This is a genomic window from Mesorhizobium sp. M0152, from assembly GCF_040322415.1.
Lineage (GTDB): Bacteria > Pseudomonadota > Alphaproteobacteria > Rhizobiales > Rhizobiaceae > Mesorhizobium.
The window spans coordinates 63,940-85,470 of record NZ_JAMYTH010000025.1 but is presented as its reverse complement, the minus strand read 5'-3'; the positions used below and the strand labels follow the sequence as shown (position 1 = coordinate 85,470).

17 protein-coding genes are annotated in these 21,531 nt (G+C 59.0%); 4 read left to right on the top strand and 13 right to left on the bottom strand.

Features of this window, described 5'->3' with window-relative positions; all coding sequences use genetic code 11:
• A complete protein-coding gene (nodB, locus tag NKJ26_RS23010; protein ID WP_023766912.1) occupies positions 1-660 on the bottom strand; it encodes a chitooligosaccharide deacetylase NodB in 660 nt (219 codons plus the stop codon).
• Positions 657-1,250: a NodA family N-acyltransferase gene (locus NKJ26_RS23005; RefSeq protein ID WP_023736281.1), complete on the bottom strand. Its 594-nt coding sequence runs from the start codon at positions 1,248-1,250 to the stop codon at positions 657-659. Before NKJ26_RS23005 ends, nodB begins: the two co-directional genes overlap by 4 nt.
• A 238-nt stretch (positions 1,251-1,488) precedes the next feature.
• Between NKJ26_RS23005 and NKJ26_RS23000 the strand changes: the two genes are divergently transcribed.
• Positions 1,489-2,514 carry a LysR family transcriptional regulator gene (locus NKJ26_RS23000; protein ID WP_352697324.1) on the top strand — a complete coding sequence of 342 codons (1,026 nt, stop codon included), beginning with the start codon at positions 1,489-1,491 and terminating at the stop codon, positions 2,512-2,514.
• A gap of 506 nt (positions 2,515-3,020) precedes the next feature.
• Here NKJ26_RS23000 and NKJ26_RS22995 read toward each other — a convergent pair.
• Both NKJ26_RS22995 and NKJ26_RS22990 read right to left on the bottom strand, forming a co-directional pair.
• Positions 3,021-4,052 carry a LacI family DNA-binding transcriptional regulator gene (locus NKJ26_RS22995; protein WP_023770901.1) on the bottom strand — a complete coding sequence of 344 codons (1,032 nt, stop codon included), beginning with the start codon at positions 4,050-4,052 and terminating at the stop codon, positions 3,021-3,023.
• Between the two features lie 304 nt (positions 4,053-4,356).
• Positions 4,357-5,685 (bottom strand): dicarboxylate/amino acid:cation symporter, encoded by a 1,329-nt coding sequence (locus NKJ26_RS22990; RefSeq protein ID WP_023770900.1) that lies wholly within the window; start codon positions 5,683-5,685, stop codon positions 4,357-4,359.
• 1,413 nt (positions 5,686-7,098) lie between these two features.
• Here NKJ26_RS22990 and nifA (NKJ26_RS22985) point away from each other — a divergent pair.
• The 3 genes from nifA (NKJ26_RS22985) (at position 7,099) to NKJ26_RS22975 (ending at position 11,353) form a co-directional block, all read left to right on the top strand.
• Positions 7,099-8,865 carry a nif-specific transcriptional activator NifA gene (gene nifA / locus NKJ26_RS22985; RefSeq protein ID WP_352697338.1) on the top strand — a complete coding sequence of 589 codons (1,767 nt, stop codon included), beginning with the start codon at positions 7,099-7,101 and terminating at the stop codon, positions 8,863-8,865.
• 218 nt (positions 8,866-9,083) lie between these two features.
• Entirely contained in the window at positions 9,084-10,223 is a 1,140-nt protein-coding gene (gene hisC, locus NKJ26_RS22980; RefSeq protein ID WP_352697322.1) for a histidinol-phosphate transaminase, read from the top strand.
• Positions 10,224-10,312: 89 nt separating this feature from the next.
• Positions 10,313-11,353, top strand: a complete 1,041-nt coding sequence (locus NKJ26_RS22975) for an LLM class flavin-dependent oxidoreductase (protein WP_352697320.1) — start codon at positions 10,313-10,315, stop codon at positions 11,351-11,353.
• Positions 11,354-11,941: 588 nt separating this feature from the next.
• Here the strand turns inward: NKJ26_RS22975 and NKJ26_RS22970 are convergent.
• The 9 genes from NKJ26_RS22970 to NKJ26_RS22930 all read right to left on the bottom strand — a co-directional run bounded on the left by NKJ26_RS22970 (position 11,942) and on the right by NKJ26_RS22930 (position 21,530).
• Positions 11,942-13,834 (bottom strand): ABC transporter ATP-binding protein, encoded by a 1,893-nt coding sequence (locus NKJ26_RS22970; protein WP_352697318.1) that lies wholly within the window; start codon positions 13,832-13,834, stop codon positions 11,942-11,944.
• Between the two features lie 22 nt (positions 13,835-13,856).
• A complete protein-coding gene (locus NKJ26_RS22965; RefSeq protein WP_352697316.1) occupies positions 13,857-15,701 on the bottom strand; it encodes an ABC transporter ATP-binding protein in 1,845 nt (614 codons plus the stop codon).
• Between the two features lie 72 nt (positions 15,702-15,773).
• Positions 15,774-16,679 carry an SIR2 family NAD-dependent protein deacylase gene (locus NKJ26_RS22960; RefSeq protein WP_352697315.1) on the bottom strand — a complete coding sequence of 302 codons (906 nt, stop codon included), beginning with the start codon at positions 16,677-16,679 and terminating at the stop codon, positions 15,774-15,776.
• A 33-nt stretch (positions 16,680-16,712) separates the two neighbouring features.
• Positions 16,713-16,925 (bottom strand): putative nitrogen fixation protein NifT, encoded by a 213-nt coding sequence (nifT, locus tag NKJ26_RS22955; RefSeq protein WP_023678250.1) that lies wholly within the window; start codon positions 16,923-16,925, stop codon positions 16,713-16,715.
• Positions 16,922-17,242, bottom strand: a complete 321-nt coding sequence (locus NKJ26_RS22950; protein ID WP_352631214.1) for a nitrogen fixation protein NifZ — start codon at positions 17,240-17,242, stop codon at positions 16,922-16,924. The genes nifT and NKJ26_RS22950 overlap by 4 nt, the downstream gene beginning before the upstream one ends.
• A gap of 96 nt (positions 17,243-17,338) precedes the next feature.
• On the bottom strand, positions 17,339-17,533 hold the full coding sequence (locus NKJ26_RS22945) for a 4Fe-4S dicluster domain-containing protein (protein WP_023672218.1): 195 nt from the start codon (positions 17,531-17,533) through the stop codon (positions 17,339-17,341).
• Positions 17,534-17,564: 31 nt separating this feature from the next.
• The gene (gene nifB, locus NKJ26_RS22940) at positions 17,565-19,043 is read right to left on the bottom strand and encodes a nitrogenase cofactor biosynthesis protein NifB (RefSeq protein ID WP_352697313.1); all 1,479 of its coding nucleotides are present in this window, start codon (positions 19,041-19,043) and stop codon (positions 17,565-17,567) included.
• Positions 19,044-19,282: 239 nt separating this feature from the next.
• Positions 19,283-21,046, bottom strand: a complete 1,764-nt coding sequence (nifA, locus tag NKJ26_RS22935) for a nif-specific transcriptional activator NifA (RefSeq protein WP_502903176.1) — start codon at positions 21,044-21,046, stop codon at positions 19,283-19,285.
• A 184-nt stretch (positions 21,047-21,230) separates the two neighbouring features.
• Complete coding sequence (locus tag NKJ26_RS22930) at positions 21,231-21,530, bottom strand: ferredoxin family protein (RefSeq protein WP_352697311.1); 300 nt, start codon at positions 21,528-21,530, stop codon at positions 21,231-21,233.
• Position 21,531: the final 1 nt, after the last annotated feature.

Below are 21,531 nucleotides of genomic sequence, written 5' to 3'. Positions count from 1 at the left end.
TCAGTGATGTTGAGGAAGTGAGCGGATTACAAATCCGCGCTCACGCAATGCTGGAATCAGCCGGGACAGCGCCGTGACCGTCTGGTCGCGCAGACCGGCGTGAGCGCCCCGGCCCAACTCGCCGGGAGGGCATCCGTCGTGCAAGAGTACGATTGCGCCCGGCCGGACAGAGGCGAGCACTTTATCGATAATCGCGTCGACCCCAGGGCGAGACCAATCTCGAGGGTCGACGGACCAATGGAGGGCCGCCAGCCCGGCGATCTGTGACGCTGTGAAGACTTCTTCGCTCCAGGCGCCGTAGGGCGCGCGAACATAGCGCACCGAGGCCTGCGGGCACGCTCTCATGATGGCGTCGTTCGCTTCAAAGACCTCACGTTGCACTTCGCCGAAACCGCATTGGTACAGATCCGGATGAGACATCGTGTGGTTGCCTACCTCGTGCCCTTCTGCGATCATCCGTTGGATTAGATCTGGGTGCTCTAAGGCGTAGGCGCCGATGACGAAGAAAGTCGCCGGCACCCGCTGCTCTGCCAGCACATCGAGAATCTCCGGTGTGAAAAGTCGATTGGGACCGTCGTCAAACGTCAGATAAACGCTGCGACGGCCGGTGCCGTCAGAGCACTCACGGCGCACTTCGTACAAGCAATCGGGACGGCTCATAGCTCTGGTCCGTTCCGATCTATCATCGTGCCCGTGGGCCATTCGCTGATCGGCCGTCCAACCGGCAGAACAATGGTGAGTGCGTCATCGATGCGTGTGGGCGGCAGGTCGAGGCGGGCCTCTGGTCGGGTCGAGCGCACGCGAATTCCCGACAAAACGGCCAAAGGCCTGTATCGCCGCCCGAACCTCTCAACATGATTCCGCAGCGCGTCCCGGACCGTTCCGAAAGCGAATGGAACGCCAAGCTCCTGCAGTATTGGAAGCATGACATGGATCGAATGGGCGATTCCGAGACCCTCAAGGTCCGGGCGTACCCCGTACAGGCCCAGCTCAGCCACCAACAGGTCGACCGCGTCAACCTTGATGAAACGGCGCAGTATGCCCATGTGAGCCGCTACACCACTTGAATCATAGGCGATCACGCGGAGTTCAGGCCTGGCTCCGGCCCAGCTTCGACTACCTTCGAACGGTTCTGCGTTGGACGCCCCAGTCGGCCCGTACGTATCACGAAAGAACTCGGCGAGCTCAACGTGATCGGAGAGCTGCAACTCGTTTTCCCAGCACAACTTCCACTGCACCTGATGGCGCATTCAGGACCTCTCTTCATATTAGTTTTTTGCGGCCGCATTACCCGACCAAAGCGGCGCTGTTGGCTGCATTCAGCCGTTGTCGTTGGCGAAGGTGAGCCAGACGCTCTCTCGAAGTTCCGGCCCGTGTCGTCGATTTGAGCTTGACGTCGCTCATTAACGTTCCTCTAATGCATGGCTCGTAAATTCGTAAAATTGATTGTTTGAATGATACGCATCCACACGTTGGATAGAACATGACATGCGTTTCAAGGGACTCGATCTAAATCTCCTCGTTGTGCTGGACGCTCTGATGAGGGAGCGTAAAGTCACTGCCGCGGCTCGCAGTATCAACCTGAGCCAGCCGGCCATGAGCGCCGCCGTTGCTCGGTTACGCGCCTATTTCAACGATGAGCTATTTACGATGAACGGCCGCGAGCTCATTTTGACACCGCGCGCCGACGGGCTCGCCACAGCAGTCCGGGAGGCATTGCTGCACATCCAGCTATCGATTATTTCCTCCGACGCTTTCAACCCGGCCCAATCGGATCGTCTCTTCCGAATGATGCTTTCCGATTACATCACGCTCGTATTTTTTAAGAAGATCGTAGAGCGTGCTGCGCGGGAAGCTCCCGCCGTTCGCTTTGAATGTCTGCCTATTTGCGACGACCCCGAGGAGCTTCTCCGGCGCGGCGACCTTGATTTTCTGATTATGCCGGAAGTGTTCATGTCGAAACATCCTCGCGCAGCCCTGTTCGAAGATATGCTCGTATGCGTAGGCTGCGGCACGAACAAGCAGCTGTCAGAGCCACTTACATTCGAGCGATACATGTCCATGGGGCATGTCGTGCTCAAATTCAGGCACACCCGGCAGCCCACCATGGAGGAATGGTATTTGCTCGAGCACGGTTTCGAGAGACGTGTCGAGGTCGTCGTACAGGGCTTTAGCCTGATCGCGCCCTTCCTGTCAGGCACCAACCGCATCGGGACCATGCCGTTGCGGCTGGCGCAGCATTTCGCAAAAACAACACCCCTGCGGATTGTCCAACTTCCGCCGCCACTTCCTCCTCCCGCATTCACGGAGGCCGTCCAATGGCCTGAGCTTCACAATACTGATCCGGCAAGCATGTGGATGCGGGAAATGATGGTGCAGGAGGCATCTTGCCTGGCGCCTTTGCCTGAAATCATTGAGCGCCTCGGGCACGCCGATCCGACCTTGCGGTTGTTGGTACCGACTGCCACCTCGATTTCACGTGCGAAGTCCCGGAAGATGTTAAGCCCCACTTAAACACCGGGCCTTTGCCCAGGAGAGCGGCGCAGTTGCTTGTCAAGTACGAGGGCCAGGAACGAGCAGAACACACGCCCGGGGTTGCTACTGAATTGACTGCCGCCTCCGATTTTGCTTGCGGAGTCCCAGAAGATGCTCAGCCCCACTTAAATGCCAACGTCGCAGGCCTTGCCGCGGCTTTTCACGCGCGGCCAGGCGAGGAGATGGCGGTCGACGTGGTCGATCCAATCTGTGCCAGCCTCGCTCGGCTACTGGCGTCGACGACAGTCCCCTGCACCGAGAAAGTCGGGCACTTGGCAATGAAGCCGGTCGAGCTTGACGCTGCGGACCCAGGCAATTTACCCCGCGCTTCTGCCTGAACGCGTGGCCGATCCGTTCATCTAATCGGCGCTACATTCTGCCCGGCTGAGGTCCGTGGGTGCGGCCAACCCGCGGGATGGGATCATCATTCAACTTTCTCTCGTTTATGAAAGGAAACTCCCCGCTCACGATAGAGCCCATGAGTTTCATATATTTTCCGGCAGATGGATGTCGAACGGGAGAAATGTCTGTCCGGGTGTTTCAGCGGTGCCGGTCTCGATAGCCCGCGTCATCAGCGTTATCAGCTCCCGGCAAAGTCGGCGCATTGGCGTGGCGACCGCCATCGTGACGATATTATCTGCGAGCGCCGCCCGAGACTCCGGCGTGATTTCATTCACGATCGCGACGAGATCGCGACTTTTGCCCTCTTCTCGGAGCGCGGAGATGGCGCCCTCCATGCCGCCGCCGGCGACATAGAAGCCGACGAGCTCGGGCTCTCGCTGCATGAGATCAAGCGTTGCCTCGTAGGTGATCTGCCGTTTCTCCAGGTTCATGACAGGATCCAGCACCTCGAACGTGGGCGCGTTCTCACGGCAATAGGAGCGAAAGCCGACGTCACGGAGCTCGTGCCCCTGGAAACGATGGCTGCCGACAAAAACCGCCACTTTGCCGGGCCGCTTTGCGACCTTCGACACCATCCAAGCGGCCGTGCGCCCCACCTTGCGGTTGTTAAGGCCGATATACCCCTGTCGTACGCCGGCGGCGAAGTCGGAAAGCAGCGAGAAAACCGGAATGCCTTTGGCCTTGAGGTCCTCAACCGCTGCTGTAATTTTCGGGTGGTCCGGTGCCACCATCGCGATCGCATGGCAGCGTGCGCCCAAATCCTTGAGCGGCGCGATCAGGTCGCTCGGCATATGTGACGGGGCGAATTCGACGAGCGGAATGCCGTGGAAGGACTGGGCCAAATTGACCGATGCTTCGACCTCGCGCGCAAAATCTTGGTAGAAATGCTGGGCCGGTTTTCTCAAGATGAAGCCCAGACGGTAGTGCGGTAGGTCTCGCCGCAAGCGCTGCTTGATTAGCCCGGCAGCATGATAGCCGATCGCGTGGGCGGCGTCGTGGACCCGCCGCGCGGTCTCCTCGCGCACCGGATGGCGGGCGTTCAGAACCCGGTCGATCGTTGCTACGCTGACTCGGGCTTCGCGGGCGAGATCGGCAATTGTGGGGCGCTTGGTCATAGGTCCTATTCTGATCGGTTTTTGACGCGGGCCGGCTCTCTGTCGCCTGACGCGTTTCGGTTTCGGGTGGCAAAGTGAAGACGTCCCATACGAATGGCCAACAGCGTGTTGGACGAACATCATTCCAGACGTAAACCGGCCGGGTATACTGAAAGGCTCATTCGCTTAAAGGGCGGTGACGGTTTGCACTCACACATTTAGCGCTTCTGCTACATGGTCCGTGAGGAGCCGTTTAGAGGCTGCGGGTCGGTCGTTCAGTTCATGTGACCAGCTAGGCGACTTAACAGGTCGTGGGCCGCCCACCTTATTGGGAGGAGGGTAGCCGGTTTGATGCCTCGGCAAGCTGATGACCGCAGAAGGCGGCTTTCATCTGTGCTCGGTCCAATTCTCCTTCCCAGCGGGCGACGACGAGGGATGCCACTGCGTTGCCGACGCAATTCGTCAGCGCCCGGCATTCGGACATGAAGCGGTCGATGCCGAGTATCAGTGCCATCCCAGCAACGGGAACACTCGGAACTACGGCGAGCGTAGCCGCCAGGGTGATGAAGCCCGCGCCTGTGACACCTGCAGCGCCCTTGGAGGAAAGCATTGCTACGAGCAGCAGCAGCACCTGATCGCCGATGGACAGATCCGTGTTCGTCGCCTGCGCGATGAAGAGGGCCGCCAGCGTCATGTAGATATTCGTGCCGTCCAGATTGAATGAATATCCGGCCGGGATGACGAGACCCACAACCGAACGCCTGGCGCCCGCCTTCTCCATTTTCTGCATCAGCGAAGGGAGCGCCGCCTCCGAGGAGGACGTTGCGAGGACAAGCAGCAGCTCTTCCTTGATGTAGCGAATGAGAGAACAGATCGAGAAGCCGTTGTAGCGGCAGACCGCGCCGAGAACCCCGAACACGAAGAGGAAGGCGGTGAAATAGAACGTCGCGACCAGCATCGCGAGGTTGACCACCGAACCGATGCCATATCTGCCGATGGTGAAGGCCATTGCGCCAAAAGCGCCGATCGGCGCGGCCTTCATCAGAATTCCAACGAGCTTGAAGACAGGCGCGATGAGCGCCTGAAGGAAGCAAACGACAGGCTTGCCCGGCTCTCCGGCCATCGCAAGCGCCATGCCGAACAGAACCGAGAAGAACAGCACCTGCAGGATGTCGCCTTCCGCGAAGGCACCGACGATCGTTGGCGGGATGATGTTCATCAGAAAGCCGGTGACCGACTGCTCGCTGGCTTTTGCGGCATAGGTATTCACGGCCTGGACATCGAGCGAGGCCGGATCAATGTTGAGGCCGGCGCCAGGCTGGACGACATTGGCGACGATGAGGCCGACGATCAGCGCGAGCGTCGAGAAGGTGAGGAAATAGACCATTGCTTTACCGGCGACCCGGCCGACCTTATGAAGATCGTTCATGCCGGCAATGCCGGTGGCAATTGTCAGGAAGATGACAGGCGCGATGATCATCTTGACCAGCTTGATGAAGGCATCACCCAGCGGCTTCAGGCTCTCGCCGGTCTCCGGATAAAAATAGCCAATTGCGACGCCGAGCGCGATGGCGGCAAGCACCTGGGCGTAGAGCTTGGTGTAGAAGGGTTTGCGGGGCGCGGGACTCGCGCCGCGAACTTGTGCAGCTGACACTGTTTCTCTCTCCCTGACCGGATCGAGGTGGCGTGACTTCTCCCGGGCTTCTCCCTATCGCGGCGCTCCGGTCGAACGCTGCACCAACGCCGCCGCAATACCCATGCCAGATGAATCCGCATGACCTGAACTGACGTGGCCTCGCCAATGATGGAGGAATGCGGTGTCAGACCAGCGGGATAGGCCGCGGTCCGGCACGCCCTTGATGGTCTCTGGCAGAGTGCTGCCGGTCGGTCCCTCTGGCTTGCGGTTTTGTTGCACAGAGCGTGGTGGGTTCCTCGTTTTAGCCGGCCTTGGACGGGCCGCATCGCTGGCGCCAGCGCAGGTTCTGTCGGCCAGTGCTTTTGGGTGCGTCGTCAATCGTTGTGTTGCTCGCGCCTTGTTACATCTTGCCAAAGGAGAACAAGGCGAGCCCACAAGAACTAGGCGACGACAGCCCCTGCGATCGGCGTGAACCAGTTCCGTCTCGACTGTCGCAAGCTCGCTTTGCGAAGTCCGTTTCCGCCCCGATGAGACCAGGGAAAGCCGCCAACAAACGTCTCACTGTTGCGAGTCGCGGCCGGTCAGCCCACAGCGCGTTGGTGTGATTGTTTCGGCCCATTCGAGCGCACTGACGGTGAGCTTTCCTTGGTCGCTGCTAAAAGTCTTAGGCCATCCAGCACGCTAGCCTCGGAAAATCGAACACCAAGCGCCCGCTCGACAGTCCAGATCGGCCTCGCTCTCTTCGTTGACGCCGGACGACCAGGCCCTGTTGAAGCGGAGAATTGCCGTGCTCTTTGCAGCGCTCCCGCTGCATGAAAGCGACGTCGAGACGTAGAGATTGACGCCGTTGGTGCTGACCGCGACGGTGCGGTTCAGAAGTTGCGAGCACCGCCTACGAAGCCGTGCTCGACGCCAGCTTCCTTCACACGCGACACCGCTGCATATCCGAATGGTCAACTCGGGAAAAAAATGGCGGTTGCCGCAACCGACCAGTGTCGTTGGCAGTGATCATCGCTCCCGCCCCGTTCGCGGGCGCTGGTGAATGGCACGGCCCGGCATTTACACTCGACGCGGTCAGCCGCTCGGGCACCGCATCGCCGGCTCAGGTATTTCTGCTTCAACGCAAAAATAGAACTGATGAATCCTATCATAGGCCGCGAGGTTTCCTTTCACAGATGAAAGAAAGCTCGATTGACTATCCCGCCTCGCTCCAGTCTTCTGAAAACAACGTTTGGTTGCCTTGGTGCAAGCCAATAGCATGGCCAAGCTTCGTGGAGGGAGAGCCAAGCGATGCGTCAGGGCTCGACCCGCTTTGCACTCGACCAAACGGCGGCGGCACGAGTTCACGTCGGAGCATTTTCGCGCTTGCCCGCGACGTCGCGGGCGCACATGCCGCCAGGATACATTTGCTGGCGCCAGATCGAGGATCACATGCACCACAACATTCGCAAATCGGAACAAAATGCCAGCGAGTGCGGCATATCGCTGCCGGGTGCGATAAAGGGTTGTCCAAAGTCCGACACGAATCCTGCGAATGGGGTATTGCACGAGCGCGCGCTCACCGGAATCTTCGAAATATCGAAAATACTCGCCGATCCCGCCCGGCTCGAACTTACGCTGGCCAAGATCGTTGATCTCCTGCACTCGTTTGTGCAGATGCGGCACGGCATCATCGCTCTCTGCGATGCCGAGGGCGGACTGGACATCACCGTGGCCAGCGGCTGCGACACGAACAGTAATGAGCCCTCCCGGTCGCGCTTGCCGCGCAACGCCATCGATCAGATTGTGACGACGGACACGCCGCTCGTCACCGAGGACATAGCGATGCATCCGGCCTTCACTGCCGCTGACATCGAGGTGCTTGGGGCCTCCGAGACCGTGTCGTTCATCGGCGTTCCCATTCGTGTTGATGGGAACGCCGTAGGCGCGCTGACTATGGACAGGGCTTTGGAAAGCAGGTCAAGCTATCGGCTCGATTACGATGTCCGGCTGCTCACTATGATTGCCAACATGGTGGGACAGAGAGTCAAGTTGCATCGCTTCTCCGCGGGCGACCGCGAGCGACCGCCCGAGTTGGAAGATCGGCTGCAAACGAAATTTTCTGATGTTAAGCACCCTGCACCCCGGCGCAAAAAGGTTCATGTCGAGGGGATGATTGGTGACAGTCCCGCGATAAGCGCGCTGCTGGAGAAGATCGCGGTCGTAGCCAAGGCAAAAACCACGGTTCTGTTGCGAGGCGAGTCCGGTACCGGAAAGGAGCTGGCTGCCAAGGCAATTCACGAGTTGTCGCCGCGCGCCAAGCGGCCCTTCGTTAAACTCAATTGTGCAGCGCTCCCAGAGACAGTTCTGGAATCCGAATTGTTCGGTCATGAGAAGGGTGCCTTCACAAGCGCATTCAATTCCCGCAAGGGGCGCTTTGAGCTTGCTGACAAGGGGACGTTGTTTCTGGATGAGATTGGCGAGATCTCGGCCTCGTTCCAGGCAAAGCTACTGCGCGTGCTGCAGGAGCAGGAGTTTGAGCGCGTCGGCAGCAATCAGACCATCAAGGTCGATGTTCGCGTGATTGCCGCCACGAACAGGAACCTGGAAGAGGCGGTTGCAAGGAATGAGTTCCGCGCCGACCTATACTACCGCATCAACGTGGTTCCCTTACTGGTACCAGCATTGCGCCAAAGGCGCAGCGATATTCCGCTCCTCGCAGCGGAGTTTCTCAAGAATTTCAACGGCGAGAACGGCTGTACACTCACTTTCGATCCGCGTGCGATTGAAGTGCTGATGAAATGTGAATTTCCCGGCAACATTCGGGAGCTTGAAAATTGCGTGCACCGGACAGCGATCCTGGCCGAGGGACTATCAATCGGGAGAAACGACTTTGCCTGCTCCCAAGGGCAATGCTTTTCCGAGGCGCTGTGGAAGTGCAGATCGGGCAAGGCCGCGCTGCAACCAGCGCCGATCCTGCCGGAGTCAGCGAATCCGGCCACGCCGCCGGATGGGGCAGCCAGTTCGGCCGCGACTACAGTCCCGCGTGCCGGCGCAACCCACCCAATTGGCGCGAGGACCCCCGACATAGAGCGCGTCATTGCTGCCATGGAAAGATGTGGCTGGGTGCAGGCAAAGGCAGCGCGCCTCCTTGGACTGACCCCGCGCCAGATTGGCTACGTGCTGAGGAAATACGGCGTCGAGATCAAGCGTATCTGAAACCGAGGAGATGAGCTGAGCTGCTTAGCGCCTTGCGGCAGCGATGCAGGTCCGCGTCCGCTTCCACTCGAATCATCGAGGACAGCCTGGCCGAATTCCCGTGTCTGCGTTGCGACCATCGTGTGAGAGGCCACGCTTCCATCGTCAATCCTGTCCGCCATGTTGCTCTCGTTGCGAGCTCATACGGATGCCCCTGGTGAATGAAACGGAGTTAAAATATGTCCGATGCAAAACTGCAAACTGTGCTTTCGGCTCTTCCGCCAGTGACGCGACAGTTAGATGCTCTGCCGTCCAACGGACCAGCGCTGGACGGAAATTTTGTCAAGCTGAATACGAATGAGAACCCGTTTCCGTTGCCGCCAATCATAATGCAAAGTGCAGTGGCGGCCCTCAAGTGCCAGTATCTATATCCGGATGACGATAACATCAGCTTGAGGGAAGCGGCGTCCAGCACCTATGGCGTTTCCAGGGATCAGGTCATCGCAGGCAACGGGTCGTCTGAACTGCTCGGACTCATCTACAGAGCTTTCCTCGCGCCTGGCGACAAGGTTGCGATGATGTCGCCAGGGTTTTCGTTCAACCGCAAACTTGCCATGATTCAGGGCGCCGAGTTTCTCGAAATCGGATGTCAAGCTCATTCCCTGCCAATGGAGCAATTGCTTTCCGGTCCGGCAAAAGACGCCAAGTTCATTATGTTGGCCAATCCAAACAATCCGACCGGAACATTCCTCCCGATAAGCGATATCGAACGCCTCGTAGCACAATCAGACCGCTTGGTTGTCCTTGATGAAGCCTACGTCGACTTTGCACCCGATCATGGCCTGCGCCTCATCAACCAGTATCCGAACGTTCTGATCTTGAGGTCATTCTCGAAAAGCTATGCCGCCGCCGGCATTCGCGTCGGTTTCGGTTTCGGTCACCCTGAAATTATTGGCAGGCTGCGAAACATCCAGAACGTCTTCAACATGAACGTCATCGGGCATGCCGTTGGTATCAGCGTGCTTGCGCATCGCGGCGCCTACGCAGAGAACCACAAGCACATCAAGGGTGAACGAGAGCGAGTGACAGTCGCGCTGTCGCAACTCGGATTTTCCGTAACGCCCTCCCGCGCAAATTTCTTGCTGGCCCGTGTGCCCGCGGGACAGGACGGCTCATGGTGGCAAGCAGCATTGGAAAGGCAAAAGATACTTGTCGCGTTTTTTCCGGACAAAGGCTTGGAACACTGCATCCGCGTTAGCATCGGCACAAAAGAGCAGATGGATGCATTTCTTGCTGCCGCTGGCGACATTGCTGGAAGCTTAACGGTGCCAAGCTCCAAGGGCAGGGAAGCGTCAGGCTCTGCTTCTTCGTTACGCTGACGCTAATCGGCGATCACACACATCTCTTCCGACTTGCTTGGTCATCCCAGCAAGAGAACAGCCTGCTTTTAAAATCGGGGACTTATCGAGTGACAAACGTCTTTCCTTCAAACCTAGCGTTCGGCATCTTCGATCATCTGGACGAGGATGGCCTCGACATCGGTCGGCAATACGAAGATCGCCTGATATTAGCAGAGGCGTGCGATCAGCTAGGGTTCTATGCCTATCATCTCGCAGAACATCACTGTACTCCCCATGGGAGAGGTCCATCGCCGAATCTGTTCTTATCGAGCGTCGCCCAGCGCACCCGGCGCTTGCGTCTCGGACCCTTGGTGATGCTGCTTGCGCTTTATCATCCGCTGCGTGCGTTCGAAGAGATCTGTATGCTGGACCAGTTGAGCGGTGGCAGGCTCGAACTGGGCATAGGGCGCGGTGCTCTCCCGATCGAATTGGGCTACTTCGGGATTGGTGCGGACGCGGTGCCGGGCCGTTATGCCGAAGCCAGCGAAATCCTCATGGAAATACTTGTTAATCCGATGAAGGTCGGCACGCTATGCTATCAAGGCCGCCATTTTGATCTCAATGACGTTCCTTTGACGTTAAGACCTCATCAGCGTCCACATCCGCCGACATGGGTTGCTGCCAATCGACCCGAGTCCGCAGCTTGGGCGGCTGCGAATGGAACAAATATCGCGTGTGTAGGACCTTCCTCTTCTGTTCGCAAAACTACTGATGCGTTCCGCGCCTATCGAGAGGACAACGCTGGCGCGGGGGATCAGGCGCAATTTATCGGATTGCTCCGCATGGTCGTGGTTGGGCGTTGTGACACACATGCCTATTCGCTCGCGGCACCTGCTTACGAACGCTGGCTCAAGAGCTTCCAATTCCTTTACGAGCTTAACGCTATCCCCACTCCACCAAACCTGCCGCTGACCTTCGATGCGGCAGTCGAGAGTGAATTGTGCGTGGTAGGATCAGCAGAATCTGTGCGAAAAGCTCTGTTAGGTCAGTTGGAAGAGGCAGGTGCCAACTACCTGCTTTGTCAACTGGCATTTGGAAATCTGCCGCTAGATGCTTCCCTGTACACTGCGACGACCATTCAATCCGAAATCATGGCTCGACTTGGCTGACCATGAAATTCGCGGTCACAGCGCTCCCTCACATCCACGTGCTCGAGCGTGCACGTGATGGGGACGGGCAATCGGGAGGGAGGCCAAACTGACGACGAGCCGGCGGCACAGAATACCAGCTTTGTGCGTTGGCTGGCGTCTGGGCCATCGTGTGAACCTGCACGATCCTAAGGAGATGATGGCCGAGCGCGTCACGATGCAGGCACGCGTCTGCTCGTCGCGCTCGCGCTAGCCGTTGCCCATAGCCCGCCGCAGAGGTTCTTCTCGCCTGGGGCGGCGTCGGTGCGGCGCCCCCATCCAGCTTCATCAGCGGCCCGGCGGTAGCAAAGCCGCCACTCGCTACGGCGCTGTTGAGGGCGCGCTCGCGAGCGGCTTTGCTGCGCCCAGCCACCAACGGGAGCGAGCTCGCCCGATGATGGGGGTGCACCGCGGTCGGGATACGATGCTGAAGGAAATCGTTCGCAGCCGGTCTTCACGAACTGCGAGGAGTGCTTGTCCTTGAATGCTGCCTGCTGGCGTCTGCGGTGGCCTGAGTGGTCCGCCGACACGCCCGAAAGTCAACGCCACTACCACAAGGCCGCCAAAAACTCAGGTCTGGGAGCCAGCTTGGACGGTGGTCTCGTGTTCGGGAATGTCGTCGAAGGAGGCGTAGTTGAGATAGTAGAGTTTGGAATACAGGCCGCCCATAGCTATTAGCTCATCGTGGTTGCCAGTCGCAACAACTTGGCCATTCTGAAGCACGATGATGCGGTCGGCCCCCCGGATCGTGGCGAGACGGTGGGCGATGACGAGGCCAGTCCGCCCTTCAAGCAGCTTGATCAGAGCCTTCTGAATCTGCAATTCCGTGTAGCTGTCGATGTTGGCGGTCGCTTCGTCGAGCACGAGGATCTTGGCGTCAGCGACGAGGGCGCGGGCGAAACTGATAAGCTGGCGCTGGCCGAGAGATAAGTTGTCGCCGCGTTCGCCAAGTTGGGTCTCATACCCGTCGGCGAGGCTCATGACGAAGTCATGCGCGCCGACCGCCTTCGCCGCCTCGATAACCTTGTCGCGCGTGGCTTCCGTCTTCTGGTATCGAATGTTCTCGAAGACCGTCCCGGTGAACAGGAATGGCTCCTGCAGCACCATGGCGACCTGGCGGCCGAGCGATTCCTGGGTGAGGTCGCGCACATCATGCCCGCCGACCAGCACCTGACCCTTCTGAACATCATAGAAGCGGTGGACCAGGGCCATCGCACTCGATTTGCCAGAACCGCTCGGTCCGACCAGTGCGACCGTCTCGCCGGGATTGACCGTGAAGGAGACATTTTTCAGAACCGAACGGTTCGGATCGTAGCCGAATGTGACGTCCCTAAACTCGACCGAGCCGTCCATTTCGGGCGAAAGTACCTCGGCATTGGGTTTGTCCTGAACATCGATCTTGACATCGAGCACATCGGTCAGGCGCTTGCCTGAGGCCATGGCGCGCTGCATGATCGAATATTGCAGGGTGAGTGAGCGGATCGGGTCAAAGAAGCGCTGGATGTAAAACAGGTAGGCTACCAACACGCCCACATCTATACGGCTATTCACGACCATCGAGCCGCCGACCACAATAACGGCGGCCAAGGCGAGGCCGGTGAGGCCATCGACGATAGGCACCATGACCAGTGCATATCTGGCAGCGATCAGTTGGGTCCTGAGGTTGGCATGGGCCCGGTCGTCAAAAAGAATGAAATTCACCTGCTGGCGATCCATCGACTGTATGGTCCGCACGCCGTGAATGGCTTCGGCCAGCGCGCCATTGACGACGGAATTGGTTTCGTGTGCAGCCATGAAGGCGTCGCGGGCACGCGGCAGCCAGACAATGCGGACGATCACCAGGATCGGCAGAACCGACAGCGTCAGGAGGCCGAGGCGAAAGTCGAGCCACAGCATTACGAAAACGATGCCGAAGAGAAGTGCAACATCGCCTAGGGAATATACCGAGGTTTCGAGGAACTCCTGTATGGAGTTAACGTCGCCTTGCAGGCGCGACATCAGGCGTCCGACCTCAGTCTTGTCCATGAAAGAGAGCGAAACCTTTTGCAGATGGCCAAACATGGCGCGGCGGATGTCGAACAGGACAGTTTCGGCAATTTTCCCATCCAAGGTTTCCTGCATGTAACCGGCGGCGAAATTGACCAAAATCGCCGAAAGGAACGCGCCGACGGCCGCAAGCTGGGCTGAGCGATCGCTCGCTGCCGGGTTCATGCCCTGGTCGATCGCGTAGCGGATGATCAAGGGGATGAAAAGCTGCGTCCCGGTGAAGATCAACATCGCGACAATCGTGACAACTACCTTTGCCCGATAGGGATGGACGAAGCCCCAGATCCGGCGGAGGATGCTCTTGTCGAAAGCCCGGCCGAACATCTCCTCCTCGATCCGGTGCGAGCCGACGACCGCGCGCGGAGGGCGTCTGCCGTCGTCACGTTCGGCTTCGAGTTCGCCGGGGCCCTGGTCCATCAGCGGGCGCCCCCATACTGGGTCATATGCTATCACCTGGGCGCGTCTGGAGATCGTAAAGGGCCCTGTAGCGTCCCCGCTTCGCCAGAAGCTCTTCATGCGTGCCGCGTTCTACGATTTCGCCGTTATCGACAAAAAGGATCTGATCGGCATGCATAAGCGCACTCAGCCGGTGCGCGATGATGATCGTCACCCGATCCTTGGCGAAGCGCCGCGTCGCCGCGCGAATGCGCTGCTCGGTGCCGGCATCGATCGCGGCCATCGAGTCGTCGAAAACGACGACAGAGGGGCGCAGCATCATGGTGCGAGCAATCGTGAGACGCTGGCGCTGGCCGCCAGAGAGAGAGACGCCGCGTTCGCCCACGACCGTCTCATACCCTGCTGGGAGCCCGAGGATGTAGTTGTGGAGCTGGGCGAATTCGCCAGCGCGTTCAATTCGCTGTCTCTTCGCCCAGGGGTCGCCATAAGCGATGTTGTTCTCAATCGTGGTGGTGAACAGGAACGCATCCTGCTGTACAACGGCAACCGCCTTGCGAAGGCTCTCGAGGGTGACATTGCGTATGTCCTGGCCGTCCAACGTGATGGCGCCACCGGTCACGTCGTAAAAGCGGGGGATCAGATGAGCCATCGTCGATTTGCCGGAACCCTGCGGACCGACGATCGCGATCGTCTCGCCTCTCCGGGCCTCAAAGCTGAGGTTCTTCAGAATGGCGCGGTTTTCGACATTGGGGTACGCAAATGAGACATTGTGGAAGCGCAGAGTGCCGCCGCTTATCTCAAGCGGTCTGGCCTCGAGAGCATCCCTGATCGTGATCTCCTGATCGAGGAGACCGAAAAGCCGCGAACCGCAGCTGGAAGCGCGGGCAAAGGCATTGACCATGAGGCCGATCTGGCGGACTGGCATTTGCAGGATGGTCATGAAGGTCAGGAAGGTCGCCATCGTTCCGACGCTGATCTCGCCAGCGATGAGCTTGTTGCCACCGATCCAAAGCACCAATCCCATTGCGAAAAAGAAGGACAAGGTCATCGCCGACGTGCTGGGTACGTAGATGTCAACGAGATCGTTGGCGAGGCCGAGCGCGGTCTTGGAAGCGCGGTCGAACTTCAGCATCTCATAGGATTGAGCCGCAAAAGCGCGGACCACGCGGATGCCTGCGAGATTTTCCTTCATCACGCGGCTTAGTACCGAAAGGCGCTCATAGAGGTCGAGCCAGGTGGCGCGCAGCCTAAGCTGTGTGGTCGATGAGCGCCAGGCGACAAAAGGCACGAAGCTCAGCGCGACCAGGCCGAGCATGGGATCGATCGAGATCATCATGTAGGCGCCGATCCCGATCAGCATGGTGAGCAGGACCACGCGAACGAGCGCGGTGGAAAAATACATCCGCACGCCTTGGAGATCGAGCATTCCGATGGTGATCAGATCGCCTGAATGGACCCGGTCGTGAAAGGAAAAGCTGAGACGCTGGATCTTGTCGTAGTAGGCGAGCCGCAGTTCGTACGCGACATGATGCCCGACGGCTTCGGCAAAATAGTTCTGCGCCATCGTGAAAAGGCCGCGTAGCGCGCTGACGGCGAGCAGCAGGAGAGCCGGGGTCCAGAGCGCTTGTCCTGCCGCGCTCCCCGCGACACCGCCCCCGATGGCTGTCTGGGCCTGGTCGACAGCCCGGCCGAGAAGCTGGGGAATGAGCAACTGGAGGATTGCCGCCATGATCGTCGAGCCCATAGCGAAGGCGACCTGCCAGGGATGCCGAAAATTCATACGCGTTATGCGCAACAGCGTACTCAAATCCCGGCCCCAGCGCGCCGCTTCAACATGGGTCAACGAATTCAGAGCGTTCGTTGCGCTGCCGACAGCATCACTGTTCACGGGTGTATTCCCGACTGCATTTTGCGCCTTCGAGGAAAGCCGAAGGACGCATCATCAAAGGCGACCGCCATTTTAATCCTGTCCACAACCTGCAGCCTTGCCCGTTCCCAGAAGCCGAGCCGCCGCTTGAGTTAGTGGCATGTCGATCACCGTGATTCCGCTTGCCGCAAGGAAACGCGCTTCGTTTCTGGTCAGGGTTTCCGCGTCCATTACAGTGCAATAGGGACCGCGGGAGCGCTTCATGATCTGTCTGGCGTAGGTGCGCAGCATCTGATCGTTGAAGCGGCAGCCAACGAAGAAAAATCCACGGGTGATGCGCCGTTCCTTCACCACGTCTGGGATCGGTGTCTGGATATCAATTTCGGTCAGGACTTCGACATAGTCGGAATCTGCGACGAGGAAGTTTTGCGAGGGCCTACTACTCCCGTGAGGTGCATAGAGGACCGTCTTTGCCCCCGATCGAGCGTCGAGCTCCCTCCCGGACAAATCGTAGGTTTTTGTCCAAATGTTGCCGATCTCGTTCGCGCGCGTGACGCCTTGTATCTCAACGACGTCCGTTCGGCCGGTCTCCACGAGAGCCGTGCGCATCGCGCTGTCATACCAGCTGTCGATGATGAGGGAGAGCGGCAGCCTTGCGAGCCAGGCGTGGAGGAGGGTTGGCCACACCGGCGCTGCGAATATCTCCGTCATCCAAGCTTGAAGCGTCCGGCGATGCCGGCGCTGTTCGATGAACTGCGCAACCGACCACATATTGGTGCGGATCCTGGAAGGGGCGGGCGCCCGTGCATTGAGTGCCGCGGCAACGACCTCCGGAGTATGCGGCACAGGCGGTTCCGCACAGTTCAACCCAAGAAGACCCGGACCGAGATAGGGGATCACCTCATCGGCGGCGAGCGCTTCCTTCGCCAAGTCAAGCAGCTTATCGGCAAAACTGTCCCGCACTATGACGAGGTGGTCCGATGTCAGGATCGTATTCATGCTCGTTTCCTCGCGACGCACCTAGGGGCAGCATCAGTCCTCTTCGGAAACCTTCCTTGCCTCGACAGTGATCGGCAGACGCGTATCGCGTGGAAGATCGGGTAGGAGGAGCCGCCACCCGTTCCTGAGCGTGACCGTTCCGCCCCACAACTCTTCCTTCTCGAGCTTGATGATCGGCTCTTCGAGGTCTTTTTTCGGGACATACGCCGACAAGCCAGCATCGGTCCTGCGGATCATGACTTTCATCTGGCCGTCCCTTCATTGGAATTGCTTTCAGCACTGCAGGACGCCTCGGCTTTGTCGAGGCTCATCAGTTCACGCGCTCGCATGCCGACGACGGTGCCACGGTCGATCCACTCGACTGCATAGATGAAGAACTGCTGGAGAAAGGTGCCAATGTCGCGCACATATCCCTCGTCGCCCTTCCGCACGAGATTTTCGCCGATCTCCCTGCCAGGATAGGTGCCGTCATTCTTTATGTGGCGAGTGGCACGTACCCGCTCTCCCGGCATGAAGCGTGGCGGCGTGCGGATTTCGATCTCCTCTTCGCGTCCGAGCGACATGTCCGTTCCCTGATTTCTCTTGCGGCTGCAGGTTGTGAACAAGGCGTTCCAGGCGTCCTGCATAGGCAGCCCCAACCATGTCGGCAGCCCATGTGGTCACGCAGGAACGCAGGTCTTCGGCACCGGACATACCGAGGCACATTGCTGCGCATCGAAGACCCCCTCGCATTCGGTGCACTTCTGTGACTCGATCACGTAGCTCTCGCCTTTGAACTTGATCGCGCCGGAAGGACATTCGAATTCGCAGGCGCCGCATTGGGTGCATTGGGATGCGATGATCTTGAAAGCCATTTTAACTCCTGGTCCGAATGGATGAGACAGCTCAGGCCGTCGCCGCGAGTGCGGGGGCCCCTGACGCGGCGGTGTAAATCGCGCTGATTGCCGTCTCGATATAATCATGGGCGCAAGCGTCGGTGGCTCTGATTCCAGCCTCCGCGAGCTGATCCTGCGGGCAATTTCCAATCCTGGCGCACAGCACGATATCTATGCCTTCCAGCGCTGCGATGACGCCATCGAGGGTGGCCTCTGCGCTCCAGCCGCCGAGACAATACTGCTCGACCTTGCGATGGCCGACAAAGCTGATGCCTCTCGGCGAGGCTTCGTAAACCTGGAATTCCCTCGCATGGCCGAAATGTTCGTTGACGCGGCCGCCGCCCTTGGTCGCCACCGCGAAGAGGACGGATTTGCCGGGCCTCGCTGCCTTGACCAATCCGATCGCTTCACTTCTGGCCGCCACGTGATCACGGCGCTCCTGCGCGACCAGCTCCCGATAGGCCTTACGCTTGCGGGCATCGTAGGTGACCTCGCCGGGAATCCGGTCGGCCGTGAATTCCTGGCCACGATCCTCTCCAAGCATGCCGACGGCATCTGCCCGGCACTGCCGGCAGTGGCGCATCAACTGGGCGCCGCCTTCGACACGATCCTGAAGAGCTTTCATCTCCATTGCGTTTGGGCCGCGCTGCCCGCTCAGTCCGTAATGCGTGCCGTGTGCCGGGTCCGAAATCAGCGGCATGAGGTTGTGCAGGAACGCGCCTCGCTCCTTGACGCATCTATTCACCTCGATCAGATGCTCATCGTTCACGCCCGGGATCACCACCGAGTTGATTTTGGTGAGGATGCCGCGCGCGGTAAGCATCTCCAGGCCCAACATCTGCCGCTCGTGCAGGATCCGGGCGGCTTCAATGCCGACGTAGCGGCGATGGTCGTAAAAGATCCAAGGATAGATCTTTGCACCGACCTCAGGGTCGACCATGTTGATGGTGATCGTCACGTGATCGACATTCATGTCAGCAAGCTCATCGACATGGTCCGGTAGCGCGAGCCCATTCGTGGAGATGCAAAACTTGATGTCTGGGATTTCCCTGGCGACCCTGGCGAAGGTCGCCTTCGTCTTCTTCCAGTCGTAGCAGGCGTCGCCCGGTCCGGCGATGCCGAGCACGGAAAGCTGCGGCACCTCGCTGGCGACCGCGATCGCCTTGCGTAGCGCCTGGTCGGGCGTCAGCTTTTCAGAGGCCACCCCAGGTCGGCTTTCGTTGGCGCAGTCATATTTGCGATTGCAGTAGTTGCACTGGATGTTGCAGCCCGGCGCGACCGCGACGTGCATGCGCGCGAAATAGTGATGCGCCTCTTCTGAAAAGCAGGGGTGATCCTTGATCTTCTCCCAGACAGCCGGATCCGTGTCGTCGGGCTTTGTCGACGAGCCGCAGGACGAAGACGCGCAGCCACCGGGTTTCATGGTGCCAAGCAACTGGTCACCGAATGTCGTGCTGAGGCTCTCAAGCGAAATTGCCGGGGCAGACATGAACGGCTCCGTTGCTGCGTGATGTCGCAGTTCAAAGCGCAAGAGCTATGCCAGCTCAAAGAGCTGTTTCGGTTCACGAATAGGCTTGTTGTGTCAGATTCCTTCGGATTGCTCCGACACACCTTTGTCGGGCTTACGACAGTGGACAAGCAAATAGGGTCACGAGGCTAGCAGCCTCGGGCGCGCAGAGTGTGAGCGAGACCACTCCGGGCTGCTTACGGTTGACGTCATCACGACGTCTAGAATTTCTTCACCACGATACCATGCCGGCGCAGGGCGTAGCCGACTTGCCGCGGCGTGAGGCCGAGGATACGAGCCGCCCTGGCCTGAACCCAACCGGCCTTGTCCATCGCGTCGATCACCCGGTCGCGTTCCGCCAGACGCGGGGGACAAGCGGGATCGTTCGGATCGCCGGCCGTAAGGGGAGATATCTTGCCTGCGGAGGCACCGATGCAACTGGCCGGCAGCCGCAATCCGACCGGCACTGCGTTGACCCGTGCGAGACCGTCGATGGCATTGCCGCCATTCGAGCGGTCGGCTCGCTTCCAGAGGAGCCAGGAAAGGCACTGGCCCTTCTTACAGGCGAAATCGGATGGAGTGATCGTCCTTGAGCGCGCAAGTGTGGCCGTCCTTTGGACGCAGTTCTCCAGCTCGCGGACGTTACCAGGGAAGTAACATTGCGAGATCAGGTCAAGCGCCGGCGCCGCGAAGGCTAGTGCGCGATCGTTCTCCTTGTTGAACCGGTTGAGGAAGGCGTTCGCAAGGCGTGGAATATCGCCGGGTCGCTCTCTGAGCGGAGGCAGGATAATTGGCACGACATTGATGCGGTAATAAAGGTCGGCCCTGAACTCCCCTTTTATGACGGCCGCCTCGAGGTCCTTGTTGGTGGCGCATATGAGGCGCACGTCGACCTGTAGCGTTTTGGTGCCGCCGACTCGCTCCAACTCGCCTTCCTGCAAGACACGCAACAGCTTGGCTTGAAAGGCCGGCGAAATCTCGCCGATTTCATCAAGTAGCAGCGTTCCCTCATTTGCCAATTCAAAACGACCGGCGCGCTGGGAGATAGCACCCGTGAAAGCGCCCTTTTCATGCCCAAACAGTTCTGACTCCAGAACGCTTTCAGACAGTGCGGCGCAGTTCAATTTGACGAAAGACTTCTTCCTCCGACGTGAGAGCTTATGGATGGCCTGCGCAAAGAATTCCTTGCCGGTGCCGCTTTCACCCCGCAGAAGCACGGTGGAATTGGTCCCTGCTACGACCGAGACGGTTTCGAGCACCTGCTTGAGTGCGGGGCTTTCCCCGATGATCCCGTCGATTTTGGCATCCGCATGCCGGGCAGGGTCGTAGGTCCTCCCCTCGTTGGGCGATTTCTCCGGTCCCGATTGCTCATGGCCACACCGCTGACGATCTGTACTCAGGGCGCGATGGAGGCGGATGGTCCGGCCGACAAGGTTGGCGACCATCGTCAGGAAATAAATGTCCTCGTCGTCGCGAAAGTCGGTGGCGCCGTCTCCGGCGCGGTCGATCGACAATGTCCCAAGGATCTTATGATCAGCCTTTAGCGGGATACCGATAAAGGCAATTGGGATGGTTCCGATGCTCGAAGACGTTTGAAGGTCAGCCTGAAATAGTTGGGACTTGCGCACGTCCGGTATGAAGAGCGGCGTCCCCGTAGCGATGATTTGATCTGTTACGGCCTGTGGTATGACGCGGCGAGTGCCTGATTGACGTACGTGGGTATTGCCGGCAGTCGCGGCAATCTCCAGCTCTCCTTCAGCGTCCAGGACGACGATTGCTCCGTGACGCATCTGCAGAAATGAAGGCAGGACGTTCACGACATTGGCGAGCGTAATCTCCAGCTCGCTGGGGGCGGTCAGCACCTTCGATATCTCGTAGAGTCCTCTGAGCGCGATATCTGATTGGGGCATGCTTTTGATGGGCGGTTCAGGGCGGGTCTCCCGAGGTCCAACCTCGTCGACCCGATCTTGCGGTCCGTGGGTCATGGAAACACCTCAGGGGTTGTCGTCCAGAGTGCTCCTCCTTATGTAGCTGAGTCTGAATTCTGAAAGCACAGTATTCACGAGCTTCTCTCGTCAAAGCGACGATCGAAGCAAAGAAGATAGACTTGGCGTTGGGCGAGACCTAAACTGTATCAAGATCAACCCTCTTAATACGTGCGTGCGTCGGTCATCCGAATTTGAAGAGGACTCCGAAACCGCCGCGTGGATAGTTCCACTCGATCTCGCCACTGGTCTCACACAAAATCCGGCAGGTGCCGCACTCCATGCAGCCGTCAGCAGTGATCTCCACTTGACCTTTGTCGTTCAACTCATAACATTTCGCCGGGCAGACGTGGGTAAGCGCGAGCAAGTTCGCGCTTGGCCTCTCGTGCGGTCGCACTTTGATATGCGCGCGGCCGGAATCCACCAAGTAGCGGTTCTGGTAAAGCTTGTCCTCGACACGTGACTTTGTCACTGCGATCGTCATT